The sequence below is a fragment of the Methanosarcina baltica genome (assembly GCF_055394095.1).
This window is the reverse complement of sequence record NZ_AP042463.1, coordinates 959570-974533: the sequence shown is the minus strand read 5'-3', so window position 1 is coordinate 974533 and position 14964 is coordinate 959570. Positions and strand designations below refer to the sequence as shown.

The 14964-nt window shown below is 47.6% G+C and carries 13 protein-coding genes; 8 read left to right on the top strand and 5 right to left on the bottom strand.

What is annotated here, in order from left to right; genetic code table 11:
* Positions 1-49 precede the first annotated feature (49 nt).
* The 3 genes from ACZ5QV_RS04205 (at position 50) to ACZ5QV_RS04195 (ending at position 2196) form a co-directional block, all read left to right on the top strand.
* Positions 50-1054, top strand: a complete 1005-nt coding sequence (locus ACZ5QV_RS04205) for a replication factor C small subunit (RefSeq protein ID WP_464601363.1) — start codon at positions 50-52, stop codon at positions 1052-1054.
* 75 nt (positions 1055-1129) lie between these two features.
* Positions 1130-1636: a COG2426 family protein gene (locus ACZ5QV_RS04200; RefSeq protein ID WP_464601362.1), complete on the top strand. Its 507-nt coding sequence runs from the start codon at positions 1130-1132 to the stop codon at positions 1634-1636.
* Between the two features lie 290 nt (positions 1637-1926).
* Complete coding sequence (locus tag ACZ5QV_RS04195) at positions 1927-2196, top strand: 4Fe-4S binding protein (RefSeq protein WP_464601361.1); 270 nt, start codon at positions 1927-1929, stop codon at positions 2194-2196.
* 126 nt (positions 2197-2322) lie between these two features.
* On the opposite strand, the gene ACZ5QV_RS04190 is transcribed toward ACZ5QV_RS04195, so the two are convergent.
* Positions 2323-2532: a histone family protein gene (locus ACZ5QV_RS04190; protein WP_464601360.1), complete on the bottom strand. Its 210-nt coding sequence runs from the start codon at positions 2530-2532 to the stop codon at positions 2323-2325.
* Positions 2533-2790: 258 nt separating this feature from the next.
* On the opposite strand from ACZ5QV_RS04190, the gene ACZ5QV_RS04185 reads away from it, so the two are divergent.
* The 5 genes from ACZ5QV_RS04185 (at position 2791) to ACZ5QV_RS04165 (ending at position 9260) form a co-directional block, all read left to right on the top strand.
* Entirely contained in the window at positions 2791-3747 is a 957-nt protein-coding gene (locus ACZ5QV_RS04185) for a class I SAM-dependent methyltransferase (protein ID WP_464601359.1), read from the top strand.
* A 491-nt stretch (positions 3748-4238) separates the two neighbouring features.
* Entirely contained in the window at positions 4239-5954 is a 1716-nt protein-coding gene (oadA, locus tag ACZ5QV_RS04180) for a sodium-extruding oxaloacetate decarboxylase subunit alpha (protein ID WP_464601358.1), read from the top strand.
* An 84-nt stretch (positions 5955-6038) separates the two neighbouring features.
* On the top strand, positions 6039-7520 hold the full coding sequence (locus tag ACZ5QV_RS04175; protein WP_464601357.1) for an acetyl-CoA carboxylase biotin carboxylase subunit: 1482 nt from the start codon (positions 6039-6041) through the stop codon (positions 7518-7520).
* Between the two features lie 71 nt (positions 7521-7591).
* Positions 7592-8569, top strand: coding sequence for a biotin--[acetyl-CoA-carboxylase] ligase (locus ACZ5QV_RS04170; RefSeq protein WP_464601356.1), 978 nt, complete (start codon positions 7592-7594; stop codon positions 8567-8569).
* A 121-nt stretch (positions 8570-8690) separates the two neighbouring features.
* Positions 8691-9260 carry an S-layer protein domain-containing protein gene (locus ACZ5QV_RS04165; RefSeq protein ID WP_464601355.1) on the top strand — a complete coding sequence of 190 codons (570 nt, stop codon included), beginning with the start codon at positions 8691-8693 and terminating at the stop codon, positions 9258-9260.
* 71 nt (positions 9261-9331) lie between these two features.
* Here the strand turns inward: ACZ5QV_RS04165 and ACZ5QV_RS04160 are convergent, their stop codons facing one another.
* The 4 genes from ACZ5QV_RS04160 to ACZ5QV_RS04145 all read right to left on the bottom strand — a co-directional run bounded on the left by ACZ5QV_RS04160 (position 9332) and on the right by ACZ5QV_RS04145 (position 14938).
* The gene (locus tag ACZ5QV_RS04160; RefSeq protein WP_464601354.1) at positions 9332-10297 is read right to left on the bottom strand and encodes a coiled-coil protein; all 966 of its coding nucleotides are present in this window, start codon (positions 10295-10297) and stop codon (positions 9332-9334) included.
* A gap of 35 nt (positions 10298-10332) precedes the next feature.
* Positions 10333-10956: a hypothetical protein gene (locus tag ACZ5QV_RS04155; protein ID WP_464601353.1), complete on the bottom strand. Its 624-nt coding sequence runs from the start codon at positions 10954-10956 to the stop codon at positions 10333-10335.
* Positions 10957-11359: 403 nt separating this feature from the next.
* A complete protein-coding gene (locus ACZ5QV_RS04150) occupies positions 11360-11650 on the bottom strand; it encodes a DUF424 domain-containing protein (protein WP_464601352.1) in 291 nt (96 codons plus the stop codon).
* Between the two features lie 90 nt (positions 11651-11740).
* Positions 11741-14938 carry an LAGLIDADG family homing endonuclease gene (locus tag ACZ5QV_RS04145; protein WP_464601351.1) on the bottom strand — a complete coding sequence of 1066 codons (3198 nt, stop codon included), beginning with the start codon at positions 14936-14938 and terminating at the stop codon, positions 11741-11743.
* Positions 14939-14964: the final 26 nt, after the last annotated feature.

The following is a 14964-nucleotide window of genomic DNA, read 5'->3' as shown; positions in this document are numbered from 1 at the left end:
GACATTCAAAAGTTTAAATATTATCTATTCTAATTATGGGCAAGCATTAATGGAGGACTCTACTATTAAAGAAGAAATCTGGATTGAAAAATACCGGCCGGTCAGGCTGCGCGAGGTTGCGGGGCAGGCCGACACTATCGAGCGTTTGCAGTCCTACGTGGCCGCCAAAAATCTGCCCCACCTCCTGTTTTCGGGCCCTCCGGGAGTCGGGAAAACTGCCTCTGCGGTTTCCCTTGCAAGGGAGATTTTCGGGGAAGATATCTGGCGGGAAAACTTTACGGAACTCAACGCCTCGGATGAGAGGGGGATTGACGTTGTCCGGAACAAGATTAAAAACTTCGCAAAAACCGCCCCCATAGGAGGGGCCGAATTCAAGATCATTTTCCTGGATGAAGCCGATGCCCTGACCTCGGACGCTCAGTCGGCTCTGCGGCGGACTATGGAACGTTTCAGCAATAACTGCCGTTTCATCCTCTCCTGCAACTACTCGTCCAAAATCATCGAACCCATCCAGTCCCGCTGTGCGGTCTACAGGTTCGGGAGACTTCAGGACCCGGCCATCCGGAAGAGACTCGAGTTTATTGTGGAAGACCGGGGTCTTAAGGTTACGGAAGACGGCTACGAGGGCCTCGTCTACGTGGCCCAGGGAGACATGCGAAAAGCCGTAAACTCCCTGCAGGCCGCGGCTTTCATTGACCGGGAAACCCCGATTTCCCGGGAGACCATCTTCAGGACAACCGCAACTGCAAACCCGGAAGAGATCAGGGACCTCCTCGAAACTGCGCTTCTCGGCAATTTCAAGGCCGCAAAAAAAGAACTTGACCGCTTCCTCAACGAGCAGGGGCTTTCGGGGGAAGATCTGGTAAAACAAATCTTCAGGACGCTCTCCGATCTGAGCAACAGGGATATGCTGGACCTGGGGATCTCTGAAAGAGGACTTGTGGAACTCGTGGACATTATAGGGGAAATTGATTTCAGGCTCTCCGAAGGGGCCACCGAAAAGATCCAGCTCGAAGCGCTCCTGGCTCATTTTGCGCTTCTGGGTAAGAAATAATCAAAAGTAAAAAGGCAAGTAAGGCAAAAATTCGTAATAAGGTAAAAACCTGCCCGAAAACAGTTGATGATCACAATGTCCATACAGGCTACTTTAGTAGAACTCCTTCAGGCCGTTCCCGACTGGCTTGCGACCATAATTATGGGGGCCCTTCCCATAAGTGAACTCAGAGGAGCAATCCCCGTGGCAATCGGAGTCTACGGCATGGACCCGCTTTCGGCATATGCCCTTGCGGTGTTCGGAAACCTTCTCCCGGTGGTGCCTCTCCTCCTCTTCCTGGGGCCGGTTTCGGACTGGCTCAGGCGCTACAGGCTCTTTGACATTTTCTTCACCTGGCTCTTTGCGAGGACTCGCCGCAACCATAATGAGAGGTTCGAAAAATATGGTATCCTTGCCCTTACCCTTTTCGTGGCGGTGCCTCTCCCCGTTACCGGGGCCTGGACCGGCTGTGCGGCGGCCTTTGTCTTCGGGATTAAGTTCAGGCACGCTTTCCCGGCAATCCTGGCAGGGGTCCTTATCGCGGGCGTGGTCGTAACCCTTGTTACGCTCATGGGTATTGGGGCTGTGGGCCTGTGGGCCTGATTTCTTAAGAATCACCCTGCCGGCGGTGGAAGGGCTCTCTCGGGGACCCCCCGGCCCTGGCCCCTCCCTTGCCCTTGCCTGCGCCCTTCCGACGTTTGACCTTTCCCCGGAATGTTCGAAATCTTCATATATCTTCACAATATCAAATATATCATATATAAATCACATATAAATATAATTTTATATTTGTAAACTCTTTCATACTTTTAATAGCCTTTATGCCGGTCAACTCTTCTCATAGGGGCCGACATGGAGCTTGATTCATATTTTAACTTTTTAAGGTGATTACTATGGCAGCAAAGAAAAATAAAAAAATAGTTCAGTCTGAAGAATGTATTGGGTGTGGGGTATGTACTTCCGTATGCCCGGTCAATGTAAAGCTTGTAAAAAAGGATGATTTCGACCCCGAGACTGCTGATCTCGCCATCAGGGTCATTGACGGTAAAGCCGTTATCGATGATGAGTTCTGCATCAGTTGTGGGGCATGTGCCCGGATCTGTCCTGTGGAATCCCTGACTGTCGTGGAGCTGGAATCCAAATCCGAATCCGCAGCAGCCTGATATTGACGAAACCTACTATATACAATAATTATGGAAAAGAGGAAACGCTGCGTTTGCAGCCTTCCTTTATGACTCCTTTATGAGTCTTTTTTAATTGTTATCTAATTTTTAGATCGATATTACACTTCAGAGCATTTCTTTGGCCAGTTTGATGTCTTCGGCCTTTACGGTTTTTCTTCCTGCGTGTTCTGCCAGTTTAATGGCTTCTTTCGAAATTGCAAGTCCGTATTCTTCCAGAATGTCCGTAAGGGCCATTCCTGCGCTTTCACTTACTCTATGGGCCCCTGCGGTCCTTATTAGACGTTCAATTGGTGCAAAAGGTATAACTTTAGCCATATTATCCTCCGAATAAACCTGGTCTTTAATATTGATCCTTTTCAATCTCTGATTTTGTAATTAATCCCTATATATATTTTTGCCTTTATCAGAGCATTTTTTAATGTTTATTCGGGATTTTATGCCATTTAATCTCTTTATTTACTTTTTAAAGGTATTTTTCCCTTTTTTTCTCCCAAATTCCTGCCTGTTTTTCCTGAAATACTTTTCCGTTTTTCTTCGAAACATTGATATTTCATTACCTAAAATTAAACAGACATGCTTTTACAGGAAATATCCGGAATTACCGAAGATATCTATCTGGTTGAAGAGAGCTACCCTGCCCAGAGGAGAATAGAATCAACTCTCCGCTACCTTCACGGAGTCCGTGCTTTTCTGGAAGGGGAAAAAATGCGCCTTCTCAGGGTCAGGGAGGGAGAAAGAACCCTGGGTTTTCTCCTGTTTAATCCCGGAGATAGAGATGTTGTGGACTTCTGGTCGGTCTTTACGGGAGCCCTTGCAAAAGAGCCTTATAGCACAAAATTCGAAGAACTCGCGGCCTCCGTCCTGGCCCTCAACCCGGCCGAGCGGGAGGTTGAAGTCTCCTCCGAACTCTGGCGGGACGCCGTAAACGAGTACTACTCCCTCATGCTCGTAAACCGAAACCTCTGTCCGGGCTGCAGCACCGGGCCTGAGTCTTACGACAGCGTGTTTTCCGAACAGAGGGTCAAAAGGGTCCTGGAACTTTTCGAAAGCCTGAAAGCAAAAGGTTACTCCTTTAAGAGCGGCAAAATGCTGGAAGTCTGCTGCGGAAACGGAATGTCCACCCTTGGCCTTTATAGAATGGGCCTCGACCCCCTGGGCGTGGAGGTCAGCAAGTGCACTCTCTGTCAGGGCCTGGAGCACGGGGTCTTAAACCCGAGAAAGGCTCTTGTGATGGACGCAACGCAACTTTCCGAATACTTCGAGCCCGGAAGCTTTGATTCCGCCGTGGGCTTCATGCTGGGCCTGGTCTATGAGTTTAATAAGGGGCTCTGGATCAGGATTGTACAGGAAGCCGCAAAAGTCACGGCCGAAGGAGGTCTTTTGCTCTTCACCGTAAAAAGCAGGCCCGAAATCGAGATTCTGGCAAAGGCCCTCGAAGAAGCCGGAGTGAAGGGAGAAATTGTGGACAATGAGGACGCCGATGGGATCTTTGACCAGTGGTTTTTTGTTGGGAGAAAGGGCCGGAGCTGAGAGTTCCGGGTTTTTCGAAAAATTCCTGAATTTCCATCTCAACCTTCAGGTCGAAACTCAACCCCCTCAACCAGGCCCGAGGCCTTGAAATTCCTTTTTTTTCGGGAGAAATGCCGGTTTCGGTTTGCCAGAAGAGCCAAATTTCGAAATGCGTTAACTTCATCCCTGTTAACAAATACCTCTATCTTTCTTCTGTTCAGGCACCCTCTTCCCGAAAATTATATTATATTTTTAATGTTAACGGGGGCAAAATGTATATACCTGTTAACAATATTAATATTACAAACTTTCTGTACACCTTAAGCTATTTGCCGGATCTTACGGGCAGGGGCCTGCAAGACCGATATTTCTGAACAATTCCAATTAAGGTCTTTCTGAACAATTCCAATTAAGGTCTTTCTGAACAATTCCAATTAAGGTTTTTTTGAATAATTCCAATCAAAGCCTATATCTATACTATCACTGAATTCGGTTTTAAAGAGGTCTTATTAATGAGTATAAAAATAACAGAAACCGTCCTCCGGGATGCTCACCAGTCTTTACTGGCCACAAGGATGAGGACGCGGGACATGCTCGAAGTGGTCGAACAGCTGGACCAGGTCGGGTACTTCTCCCTTGAAATGTGGGGGGGCGCTACTTTTGATAGTTGTATCCGTTACCTTAATGAAGACCCCTGGCACCGCCTGAGGGAAATCAAGAAAAGGCTGAAAAACACCAACGCTCAGATGCTTTTGCGGGGGCAGAACCTTGTCGGGTACAGGCACTACTCGGACGACGTTGTTGAGAAATTCGTAACCAAATCATACGAAAACGGGATCGATGTATTCAGGATCTTTGACGCGGTAAACGACATCAGGAATATGGAACTTTCCATAAAGGTTGCAAAGAAACTCGGGGCCCATGTGCAGGGTACGGTCTGCTATACCATTAGTCCCGTGCACACCGTGGAAAAATACGTGGAGCTTGCCAGGCAGCTTGAGGAGCTTGAATGCGATTCCATCTGTGTCAAGGACATGGCAGGGCTCCTTTCCCCGAAAGCTGCCGGAGAAATTATAAGGGGGATGAAAAAGGAAGTTTCGGTCCCCATTTCCCTGCACTGCCACTGCACCTCGGGAATGGCTCCCATGAGCTACTTTGCGGCCTGTGAGGCCGGGGTCGATATCCTGGACACCGCACTTTCTCCCCTGTCTTGGGGCACGTCCCAGCCGCCCACCGAGACCACGGTTGCAGCCCTCAAAGGAACGCCCTACGATACGGGGCTGGACCTCGGGGCCTTTGAAGAGGTTGTGAACTACTTCAAGGACCTCAAGGAAAAGTACAGGGGTATCCTGGACCCGATTTCCGAGCAGATCGATACCAACGTCCTGATATACCAGATCCCTGGCGGGATGCTCTCAAACCTCGTTTCCCAGTTAAAGGAACAGAACGCTCTTGACAGATACGGGGCTGTACTTGAGGAGATGCCGAAGGTCAGGGAAGAGCTGGGCTATCCCCCGCTTGTCACCCCGACCAGTCAGATCGTAGGCACTCAGGCCGTGCTCAACGTCCTCATGGGGGAGCGCTACAAGGTCATCCCCAAAGAGGTCAAGGACTACGTCCGCGGGCTTTACGGCAGGTCTCCTGCACCCCTCAGCCCCGAGATCATCGGAAAGATCATTGGGGACGAAGAACCCATCCACTGCCGCCCGGCCGATCTCCTGAAGCCTGAGTACGAGAAGCGCAGGAAAGAGGCTGAAGAACTGGGTATAGCAGGCTCTGAAGAAGACGTCCTGACCTACATCCTTTACCCGGCAATCGCTCCCAAGTTCCTGAAAGGAGAAATGGAAGAAGAGTCCCTCGCGGTTGTGGCTCCGGCTCTCACGACCCCGCAGGAATACACCATCCCCACCGATTTCAAAGTCACCGTGGACGACGAGGTATTTGAGGTAAAAATCGAGCCTGTTGGCGGGATTTCCGTTTCAGAACCTGGCGAAAAGCCGACCCTTGAGTCCGTTAAAGGGGGGGTTAGCATTTCCATGCAGGGCATGGTGCTTTCCCTTAAGGTCAAGGTCGAGGAGACCGTGCAGGAAGGGGATACCATAGCCGTCATAGAAGCCATGAAAATGGAAAACTCCGTCCATGCTCCCCATTCAGGCACAATCAAGGAAATCTTTGTCGCTGAAGGGGACACGGTCTCTCCCGGGGACCTGCTTATGGTAATCGAATAAAGGGGCTGGAAAGGCTGGAAAGATCGGAAAGATCATAAATACCGGAAAGATCGGAAAGATTACTGAAAATTATCGGAGGCCAGTATGTTTAAAAAAGTACTCGTCGCAAACCGGGGAGAAATCGCAATCAGGGTAATGAGGGCCTGCAGGGAACTCAGCATCGAAACTGTGGCTGTCTACTCGGAAGCTGACAAAAATGCCCTATTTGCCAAGTACGCTGATGAGGCCTACCTGATAGGTCCGGCCCCTGCGAGCCAGAGCTACCTGAATATGGAAGCCATACTCGATGTCGCCAGAAAGACCGGGGCCGAGGGAATCCACCCCGGATATGGATTTCTGTCGGAAAACGCTGAGTTTGCAAAGCGCTGTGAGGAGGAGGGGTTTATCTTCATCGGCCCCCCGAGCAATGTCATTGCCGAAATGGGGAGCAAGATCAGGGCCCGAAACCTCATGATCAAAGCCGGGGTTCCGGTCGTTCCGGGAACAAAAGAAGCAATTGATGACATGGAAGAGGCCCGGACCATTGCGGACGAAATCGGATACCCTGTGCTCCTTAAAGCCTCTGCCGGAGGTGGAGGGATTGGAATGAAGGTCGTAAACTCCAGGGAGGAGTTCGCAACGGCTCTCAGTTCCACCCGACAGATGGCAGGATCGGCTTTCGGGGACTCCTCAGTCTTTATTGAAAAATACGTGACCGGGCCCAGGCACATTGAAATCCAGATCCTTGCGGATTCTAAGGGAAACACGGTTTACCTCTCGGACAGGGAATGTTCCATCCAGAGGAGGCACCAGAAACTCATTGAAGAAGCCCCGTCCCCTATCATGACCTCCGAACTCAGGGCGGAAATGGGAGAAACCGCGGTCAGGGTCGCAAAAGCTATCGGCTACGTAAACGCCGGGACCGTGGAGTTCCTCTACTCGAAAGGAAATTACTATTTCCTTGAGGTCAATACCAGGCTTCAGGTGGAACACGGGATTACCGAGATGGTCACCGGGATCGATATTGTAAAAGAACAGCTCAGGATCGCCCGCGGGGAAGAGCTTGATTTCAAGCAGGAAGATATTTCCATTAACGGGCATGCAATCGAATGCCGGATTAATGCGGAAGACCCTTTAAACGACTTTGCCCCGTCCCCCGGCAAGATCCGGAGGTACCGTTCCGCAGGCGGGCCCGGAGTCAGGGTGGACAGCGGGGTGCATATGGGCTACACGATTTCCCCTTATTACGATTCCATGATATCGAAGCTTTGTGTCTGGGGCAGGACCAGGCAGGAGGCAATTTCCAGGATGGAGCGTGCGCTTTATGAGTACGTGGTAATGGGCGTTACGACCAATATCCCCTTCCATAAAGCGGTTATGTACAACCCCGCATTCCGGAAAGGTGATCTTACGACCGGTTTTATTGAGGAGAATAACATCCTTGAAGCCGTGGAAGAGGTTGTCAAATCCGATGCCGCAAAAGGGGCAACTCTTGCTTCAGCTCTCGATTCAAGGGATAAAAAGGTCGCAGCAATTACCGCTGCGGTAGAGAGTTATGTAAGTATGGCCCAGAAAACACAGCGATAAAGGGCTGTTTACGAATTCATATCTAATTTATATATAATGTTGAACAAATATATCTCCAGAGGGTGTAGCGCATGGGAGACAAACGATCTCAGGTAATCAAAGCTCTGAAAGAATCAAAGGGTGCCCCTGTCTCAGGTGAAGAACTGGGCTCAAGACTCGGGATTTCCAGGACAATGATCTGGAAATACATAAAATCCCTCCAGGCTGATGGGTATGAAATCGACTCCTCTCCCAAGAGAGGCTACGTCCTGAAGTCCGTCCCTCAGCTCCTTTACCCGGAAGAAATCCAGATGGGGCTTAAAACAACCCTGCTCGGGAAAAAAATCCATTACTTTGAGGAGCTCAGTTCCACAAACAGCACTGCAAAGGAGAGTGCCCTTTCCGAAGAGGAAGGTACCCTTGTTATTGCGGAAATGCAAAAAGGAGGAAGGGGTCGTCTTGGCAGGGAATGGGTGTCTCCCCAGGGCGGGATCTGGATGTCTATAATTCTGAAACCGGGAATCCCCCTCATGCATGCCTCAAGGCTAACCCTTGTTGCCGGGCTTGCGGTTGCAAACGTTATAAGGGACCTGGGCCTTGATGCCCGGATCAAGTGGCCGAATGACGTCCGGGTTATGGAGCGAAAGGTCTGCGGAATCCTTACGGAGGCAAAGGCCGAAGTGGACCGGGTGGACTATGTTGTTGTGGGGATAGGGATCAATGTCAATATGGACTTAAAAGACATTCCCGAACCTCTCAGGGAAGGCTCAACAACCCTGAAAGTGGAGCTTGGAAGGCATGTCAGGAGGGTCAAGTTCTTGCAGGACCTGCTCTTCGAGCTCGAACAGCAGTATATCCGCTTCAAGACCCAGCCATTCTCCCAGGTCCTCAACGACTGGATGGCTCTTTCCGATACCATCGGAAGGGAGGTTAAGGTCACGACCCCTACCCGGATTATTGAAGGAAAAGCCGTGGGTATGACCTCTGACGGGGCTCTTGTCGTTAAAAAACCGGATAATACAAAAGAAGAGGTTATCGCGGGCAGATGTGTCTATGCACGTACGAAATAATTTTGAAAAAAAAGAAAGTAGCCTGAAGGGTTCTTATACACCTTCACATGCTTTTTTTTCCCTGTTACTTCTATCCGTTCTCTTTCTGTTAATCCTTCCTTCTCCGGCAGCCTCAGCTCCGTTGTCCTCTGAAACCCGGGATCCCCTCACAACCCATTTTTCTGCCGCAGCTCAGGACTTTACCCCCAAAAATGCTTCCAAAGCCACAATAACCCGCATAGTGGTCCTGGATGGGGAAGATCTCTATGTGCAGTCAGGGGATTACCATACCTTTTACCAGGGTTACCGGCTTCATGTAAAAGGGGCAAGTACGGAGGGCAAAAGGGTCTGGCTCGAACTTTCTCTGGGAAATGAGTCCCTTGAAGACCTTATCGTAACTGAAGGTGGTGGCCTTGTGTACACAAAAAACTCAAATGAGATCCTGAACCTTACCGTGGATACTATATATACCGGAACGGACGGGGTCCTGGTCAGGTTTTCTCCTGTTTATCAGTACCTCGACAGTCAGCTCCCGAGGCCCGTGGAAAGTGAGGACTCGAAGCCCATGTATCCTTTGGACCCTTCTCAACCCCTGGAATCCGAAAATAACAGGACAGAAGAATTTGATTCTTCTTTATCCCTGATAGTATTTCTGGTGGCTGTTTTGCTCATGGGGCTTTTTACAGGTATAAGTCGAAAAAAACTGAAGTAAAAAAAATGAAATAAAAAAAAGGAAGTAAAAAAATGAAATAAAAAAAAGGAAGTAAAAAAAATTGACTTATTTTACTGTTCGTTTTTGCTCGCGAACTTGACGTCTCCTTTTTCGATTAAGAGTTTGAGATCTTCCAAGCTCATGCGGGCGTTTTTCTGAAGTTTTTCTTTTGCATTGCTGTGTTTCTGGCTTACGTTTTTCTCGTCTTTCGTAAGCTGGATATCCTTGAGCTTGTCGAGATAGTCGTTGAGTTCTTCCCGGGCGGTGTCAATCGCTTTCTTCAGGGGATCGATCTTCTCTTTGATTATGTGGATGTTTGAGTACCTGTCCGTGAGCTGGGCGTGGTACATGTTTGCTTCTTTTCGGATCTCATCGGCAGCTTTGAAGTTATTGAGCATTTCAACATGGTAAGTCTGGGATTCTTCGGAAAGGGCCCGGATCTTTTCGTGAATCTCGTCCCCTTCATTGTGGATTTCCTTTGACTCTTCATAGTTCTCCTGGATTTTTGCGTGGATTTCATTTGCTTTCTTTGCAGCATCCAGGCGGTTTGAGATGTCTATTAATTTCTCGTATATCTTGATTTCCACGGCAAGGGGCAGTTCTTTGTTCAGGAAGGCCTCAAGTTCAGTGGCATAGGCTTTCGAGAGGGACTCGAAACTTCCGTGGGAAAATTTGTTGAATTCGTCCCGCTTTTCCTTGAGGTCCGAGATTCCTGAAAAGAGCTTCTGGGTTTCGGCATTTACGGCACTGCGCTTTCCCTTGTACTCTGAGATCTTCCTGTTTACTGCATCTCTTTTTTTCTTGAGTTCCTGGGCCTGTGAAACCTTCTCTTTGACCTGTTTATTCAGAGCATCCCTTTTTTCCTTCAGCTCGTCGATGTCGGTCCTGTACATTTTCAGTTCTTTGAAAATGGAACTCAACTGTCTTTCGTTCCTCTCTATTTTGCTCCTGTGATCGTTCACTTTGCTCTTCAGTTCTCGCTCGTTGAGCATTGAAAGATCGGCCGTTGCAATTTCCGGTTTTGAAACGTCATCCATATATCCATCACCTGGGGTTATCTCGGGCATTTTTATTAATTTTCCAGCTTTTCCCAGTGTTTCAGGGCTTCTTCGTGGCTCTTGATTTTGTTAGCCAGTAATTTGTGTTGGGGCTTGCCCTGTGACAGTTCTTTGTTTTTACTGTCATAGTCTTCATTCATCTGCTTTTCAGATTCCTCGATGCTTACAAACTCCATGTGGGAGTTTCTCGCTTCCCTGATTTTAGCAGCAATCTGCATGAAAGTTTCTTCATCCATTCCCGCATCCGGGGCCACTTTATGCAAAAAGTCTAGAAGTTCATCCGCAATTTTCGTTTCCTCTTCAGGTTTTATCTGGCCTTTAAGTTTTTTTATCTCTTCCTGAATTTTGCCCATCGTCTTTGCTTCCATCTTCTGGAAGACTTCTTTTTCAAGGAGCTCTTCAGCCTGATGGTAGAACTGCTGTCGTTTTTCCACCAGGACCTCTTTCCTTTCAAGGAACTGGGCCTTTGAATCCTTCGAGTTATTGACATCACCTTCAATCTGGTTCAGGTGACTGTCCAGCTTCTCGAATTCTTCCCGGCATTCTTCCAGAAAGCGCCTGTGCTTCTGTACCACTCCAGCTATCAGCTCCCCAGGTGCAATTATCTTGACCCCAGGATCGTTGTTACTCTCGCTCACGGTATCACTTTTTAGTTTTATTTAATAAACGGATTATGTAATTATGGTAGAATAATTATGATAGGAATGTATGTTAAGTTATTATGATAAAGGAAGTATGTTAAATTATTATGATAAAGGAAGTATGTTAAGTTATTATGATAGGGAATGTATGTTAAGTTATTATGATAAAGGAAGTATGTTAAATTATTATGATAAAGGAAGTATGTTAAGTTATTATGATAGGGAATGTATGTTAAGTTATTATGATAGGGAATGTATGTTAAGTTATTATGATAAAGGAAGTATGTTAAGTTATTATGATAAAGGAAGTATGTTAAGTTATTATGATAAAGGAAGTATGTTAAATTATTATGATAGAGGAAGTATGTTAAGTAATTATGTTAAGTTATTTTGTTTTTAGTCACACCCTAAAAATCAGAGCATGAGGTACTTCTCCTATCAGGATCACGGTGTCTGAATCGACAAGTCCACTTTTTACAGCACATTGGACAGTCCGTTCCCCGAAGAGATTTGCCGTGGTAGCTCTTCCAAGGTTTCTTATGAGTTCACTTTCTGATACATTTTCTCCCTCATAAAAAGCCCTGCTTATTTCCACGATTGCATTCCCGTGTTTTATCTTTTTTCCAAGTAATTCCCGGTCACAGGCCGCGACCAGATAATTACTCCCGTTTTCATATATTTTCATGTACATATTTAACACTTTTACTATTTACAAATTTAAATATATATCTCTTATATATCAGTGTGAGGCTGATTGTCCAGTTGAATTAAGCCAGTCCAGTTAATTCACAAGTTTTATATGGTTCAGGTCCGGCTTGAAAAGATCACCTTTTGCGAGCATTTTCTTAAAGTGACCTTCTGCGTGTTCCCTGTCGATCCCGTGTTCTTTTTCAGCTTCCAGGTACACCTCTTCAAGGGGGGCCTTGCCTCCGGGATGCCTTTCGGAAACTTTTTTAATGATGTCCCTGAGGATCTTTATCTTATCTCGCTGGCTCTTGCTTGTGCCTGAGGCTATGATGTCCGCGTCAAAGGCCCCTGTTTCGGGGTCAACTCCCACGTTTTTCATGCAGGAAAGGACTATTCTGGTGGTCCGCCTTGCGTCATCAAGGGTCACTATGTTGCTCAGTCGAACCCGGGCACTGGCCTCCGAGAGTCGGACCAGGGCTTCGAGCTGCCTTGCGGTCACCGACACAGGACTGTTTTTTCCATCCCCGCTCTTTCGAAGGCCCGTGTAGAATTCGATCATGTGTTTCTTTGCGTCCTCTTCCATTACGGGATACACGTTCTTCCGGGCATAGGCCACATATTTTCGCATTATTTCAGCATCTATTACCGGTTCTATGGTTACCAGTTCCGCTGTAACTAACTCATCCGTGATTCCCGATCCCGGCAGTTTTTCCCGCTGCTCGAAGAGTTCTCCCGCATAGTGGGACTGGATGATGTGGGTTGCGATCTTCGTATCAAAAGCATGGTTCGGGGTATCGAGCATGACAAAAATCAGGTCAAACCGGGAGAGCAGGGCCGGAGGCATGTTGATTTGTTCTGCAAGCCCTTCATACTTGTCAAAACGGCCGTATTTTGGATTTGCAGCTCCAAGAAGGGCACATCTTGATTTTAAAGTTGCAATAATCCCTGCTTTTGCCAAACTTATCGTATTCCCACACCATACAGGTATTCCATTACGTCTTACATAGATGACATGATGAGGAACTTCTACGCAGTATATTTTCCCACTGTAATGGCCTTTTGTGATGTGTTTGTTTCCATTAGTATTAATATTCGGATGGTTTGTATCCAGGTGATTTTTATCGCCATTCCCATTTCTGAGGAATGAAACGAGATATATGTTGTTTTTCAGTACCCCTTCCTTCCCTTCGGGAAGGCATACCGTTTCACCTTTTCTTTTCTGTATATATATATTCCCGAATATTTCGGTTTTTAATAAAAGTTCCTGCACATCATCGGCCAGCCGTTTTGAGCTTGTGATATAACAGGTCTGTCCGTTTGTCTTTCGGATGTGGCCGTCCCCCAGTACAAGGGCATTCAGGAATATCTGCAATTGTTCCGGACAGAGCTGTTTTATGTAATCCGGAACAAACTTATCATGGCATTTTCCGAATTGTGCAAAATATCCGGCAAACTGTTTTGAATGGATATTAAAGTTTATTCCATCATAGCTGAACTTGAAGCCCAGGCTCTTTATGCAACTTTCAATTCTTTTACAGTTTTCTTCATTAAGCTGGGAAATCGTCACTCTGTAAGGTATTCCATTTATTTTTCCGATGGACCCTTCCGAAATGTAATAGCCAAGAAATTCCACCCAATCATCCATTTTTAATTTTATCGGGTCAGTAAGGTACCCCTGGCAATTCTGATTTTTATATTTTGTAACAGGCGGGATTTCAAACACTTCGATGCGTTCTCCTTCCCATATTGCATTTTTCTTAAAACGCATTCTTCTGGTGATGGGAAGTTCATCCATTCTGCTTAATTTGAACCCTTCCCACTCGTTTGCTCTTTTGTTGATATTCACATACATATTATGGTTGGGGGTTACGGCAAGGTCAACCTGTCTGGATTTTACAAAATACAGCTCCCCGTCATAATCGGCCTCAACGTATTTTTCCGGAACTGCATATTCCAGTTTTCCGGCTGGGCTGAGGGTGGCGACCAGGTCATCCTTATTTACATCTTTGAAGAACTTCCAGCCTTTACTGGTAAGTATTTCCGTCCGGTCGTCATAACATTGCTGCTCCATTGCCTCGTGAAGCGCACTCTTATCCTCCGTACGCATCTTGTCCATCTCGTCAATGGCCGCAACCCCCATATCCGCCATCACAAGGGCCCCGCCTTCGATGGTCCACCGCCCGTCGTTGAGTTCGTCCTTGACGGCAGCCGCGGTCAGCCCGCTTGCGGAGGCACTTCTTCCGGAGGCAAAGACCCCTCTAGGGGAAAGCTTGACCACGTAACGGAGGAGCTGACTTTTTGCAATCCCGGGGTCTCCCACAAGCATTATGTGGATGTCTCCTCTTACCCTGGAGCCGTCAGGCAGGTTTTTCACAACCCCCGAAAAAAGCTGCAGAGAAAGGGCCTCTTTTATGTCCTCGTAGCCGTAGATAGAAGGCGCAATCGAAGCTATAATTTTGTCGTAGATTTCGGGGTCCCTGCTGAGTTTAAGGATTTCTTCCTCGTCCTCGGCCGTGATGTCCAGCTCGTCGAAGTCCTGGTTCTGGCGTTCAATGGAATTTGTCTCCAGGACAAGGTCGTAAAAGGTGGATTTGCCTTCCCTGAGGATTCGCTGCCTGGAGTTCAGGACCCCATTTATGATGACCCTGTCTCCGGGGGAGACGTTTCCGGTCAGGTCGTCTTCGGCGTCCATTTCCAGGCTCTGGGGCTGGGAACCACCTTTTAGGTTTTCCGGGGACTCCTGAATCTGGAGTTTCTGGGCGTCAACAAAGCTGGATTCCCCTATCGAAATCTTGAAAGGGCCTTTTTTCCCGCAGGTCTCGTTTTCACAGCCTGCAAAAGGTTCCTCGAATTTGAAACTATTTTGCTCCACAAAAGTCACATGCCCGCAGCGCAGGCACTCGAAAGCCGCCTTTGTGATCCTGGGCCGGACTTCCGTGGCTTTCCTTATCATGCCCTCGATTGCGATGAATTTTGAGAGGTGCTTGCTCCGGAGATCCCGGACGGGGACTCGGTTCGGGATTTTAATAAGCCGGACATGAGCATTATCAAACTCTTTTTCGACTGGCAGGTCGATTTCTCTAAGCGCAGCTTCCGCCGCGGGAACCAGTTCGCCGGGTTTGTCCAGAAACTCCTTTGAAAGCTCCCGGTCGAACTTTTCAACATCACTAAAGTCAACAGTTAGACTTCGCTGGTCAGGGTACTCATTTGCAAGCTGGAGGATTTCATTCCAGTAATAGTCTTTAAAAAACTTTTTCAGTTTTTCATTCCACTTGCTCTCTGCGTCGGTCATGGATTCTCAAAAAAGTTATGGGAAAA

Excerpts from the sequence above, each read along its gene's own strand:
- ACZ5QV_RS04205 (WP_464601363.1), top strand. The coding sequence starts at position 50 with ATGGAGGACTCTACTATTAAAGAAGAAATCTGGATTGAAAAATACCGG.
- ACZ5QV_RS04200 (WP_464601362.1), top strand. The coding sequence starts at position 1,130 with ATGTCCATACAGGCTACTTTAGTAGAACTCCTTCAGGCCGTTCCCGAC.
- ACZ5QV_RS04195 (WP_464601361.1), top strand. The coding sequence starts at position 1,927 with ATGGCAGCAAAGAAAAATAAAAAAATAGTTCAGTCTGAAGAATGTATT.
- ACZ5QV_RS04190 (WP_464601360.1), bottom strand. The coding sequence starts at position 2,532 with ATGGCTAAAGTTATACCTTTTGCACCAATTGAACGTCTAATAAGGACC.
- ACZ5QV_RS04185 (WP_464601359.1), top strand. The coding sequence starts at position 2,791 with ATGCTTTTACAGGAAATATCCGGAATTACCGAAGATATCTATCTGGTT.
- oadA (WP_464601358.1), top strand. The coding sequence starts at position 4,239 with ATGAGTATAAAAATAACAGAAACCGTCCTCCGGGATGCTCACCAGTCT.
- ACZ5QV_RS04175 (WP_464601357.1), top strand. The coding sequence starts at position 6,039 with ATGTTTAAAAAAGTACTCGTCGCAAACCGGGGAGAAATCGCAATCAGG.
- ACZ5QV_RS04170 (WP_464601356.1), top strand. The coding sequence starts at position 7,592 with ATGGGAGACAAACGATCTCAGGTAATCAAAGCTCTGAAAGAATCAAAG.
- ACZ5QV_RS04160 (WP_464601354.1), bottom strand. The coding sequence starts at position 10,297 with ATGGATGACGTTTCAAAACCGGAAATTGCAACGGCCGATCTTTCAATG.
- ACZ5QV_RS04150 (WP_464601352.1), bottom strand. The coding sequence starts at position 11,650 with ATGTACATGAAAATATATGAAAACGGGAGTAATTATCTGGTCGCGGCC.
- ACZ5QV_RS04145 (WP_464601351.1), bottom strand. The coding sequence starts at position 14,938 with ATGACCGACGCAGAGAGCAAGTGGAATGAAAAACTGAAAAAGTTTTTT.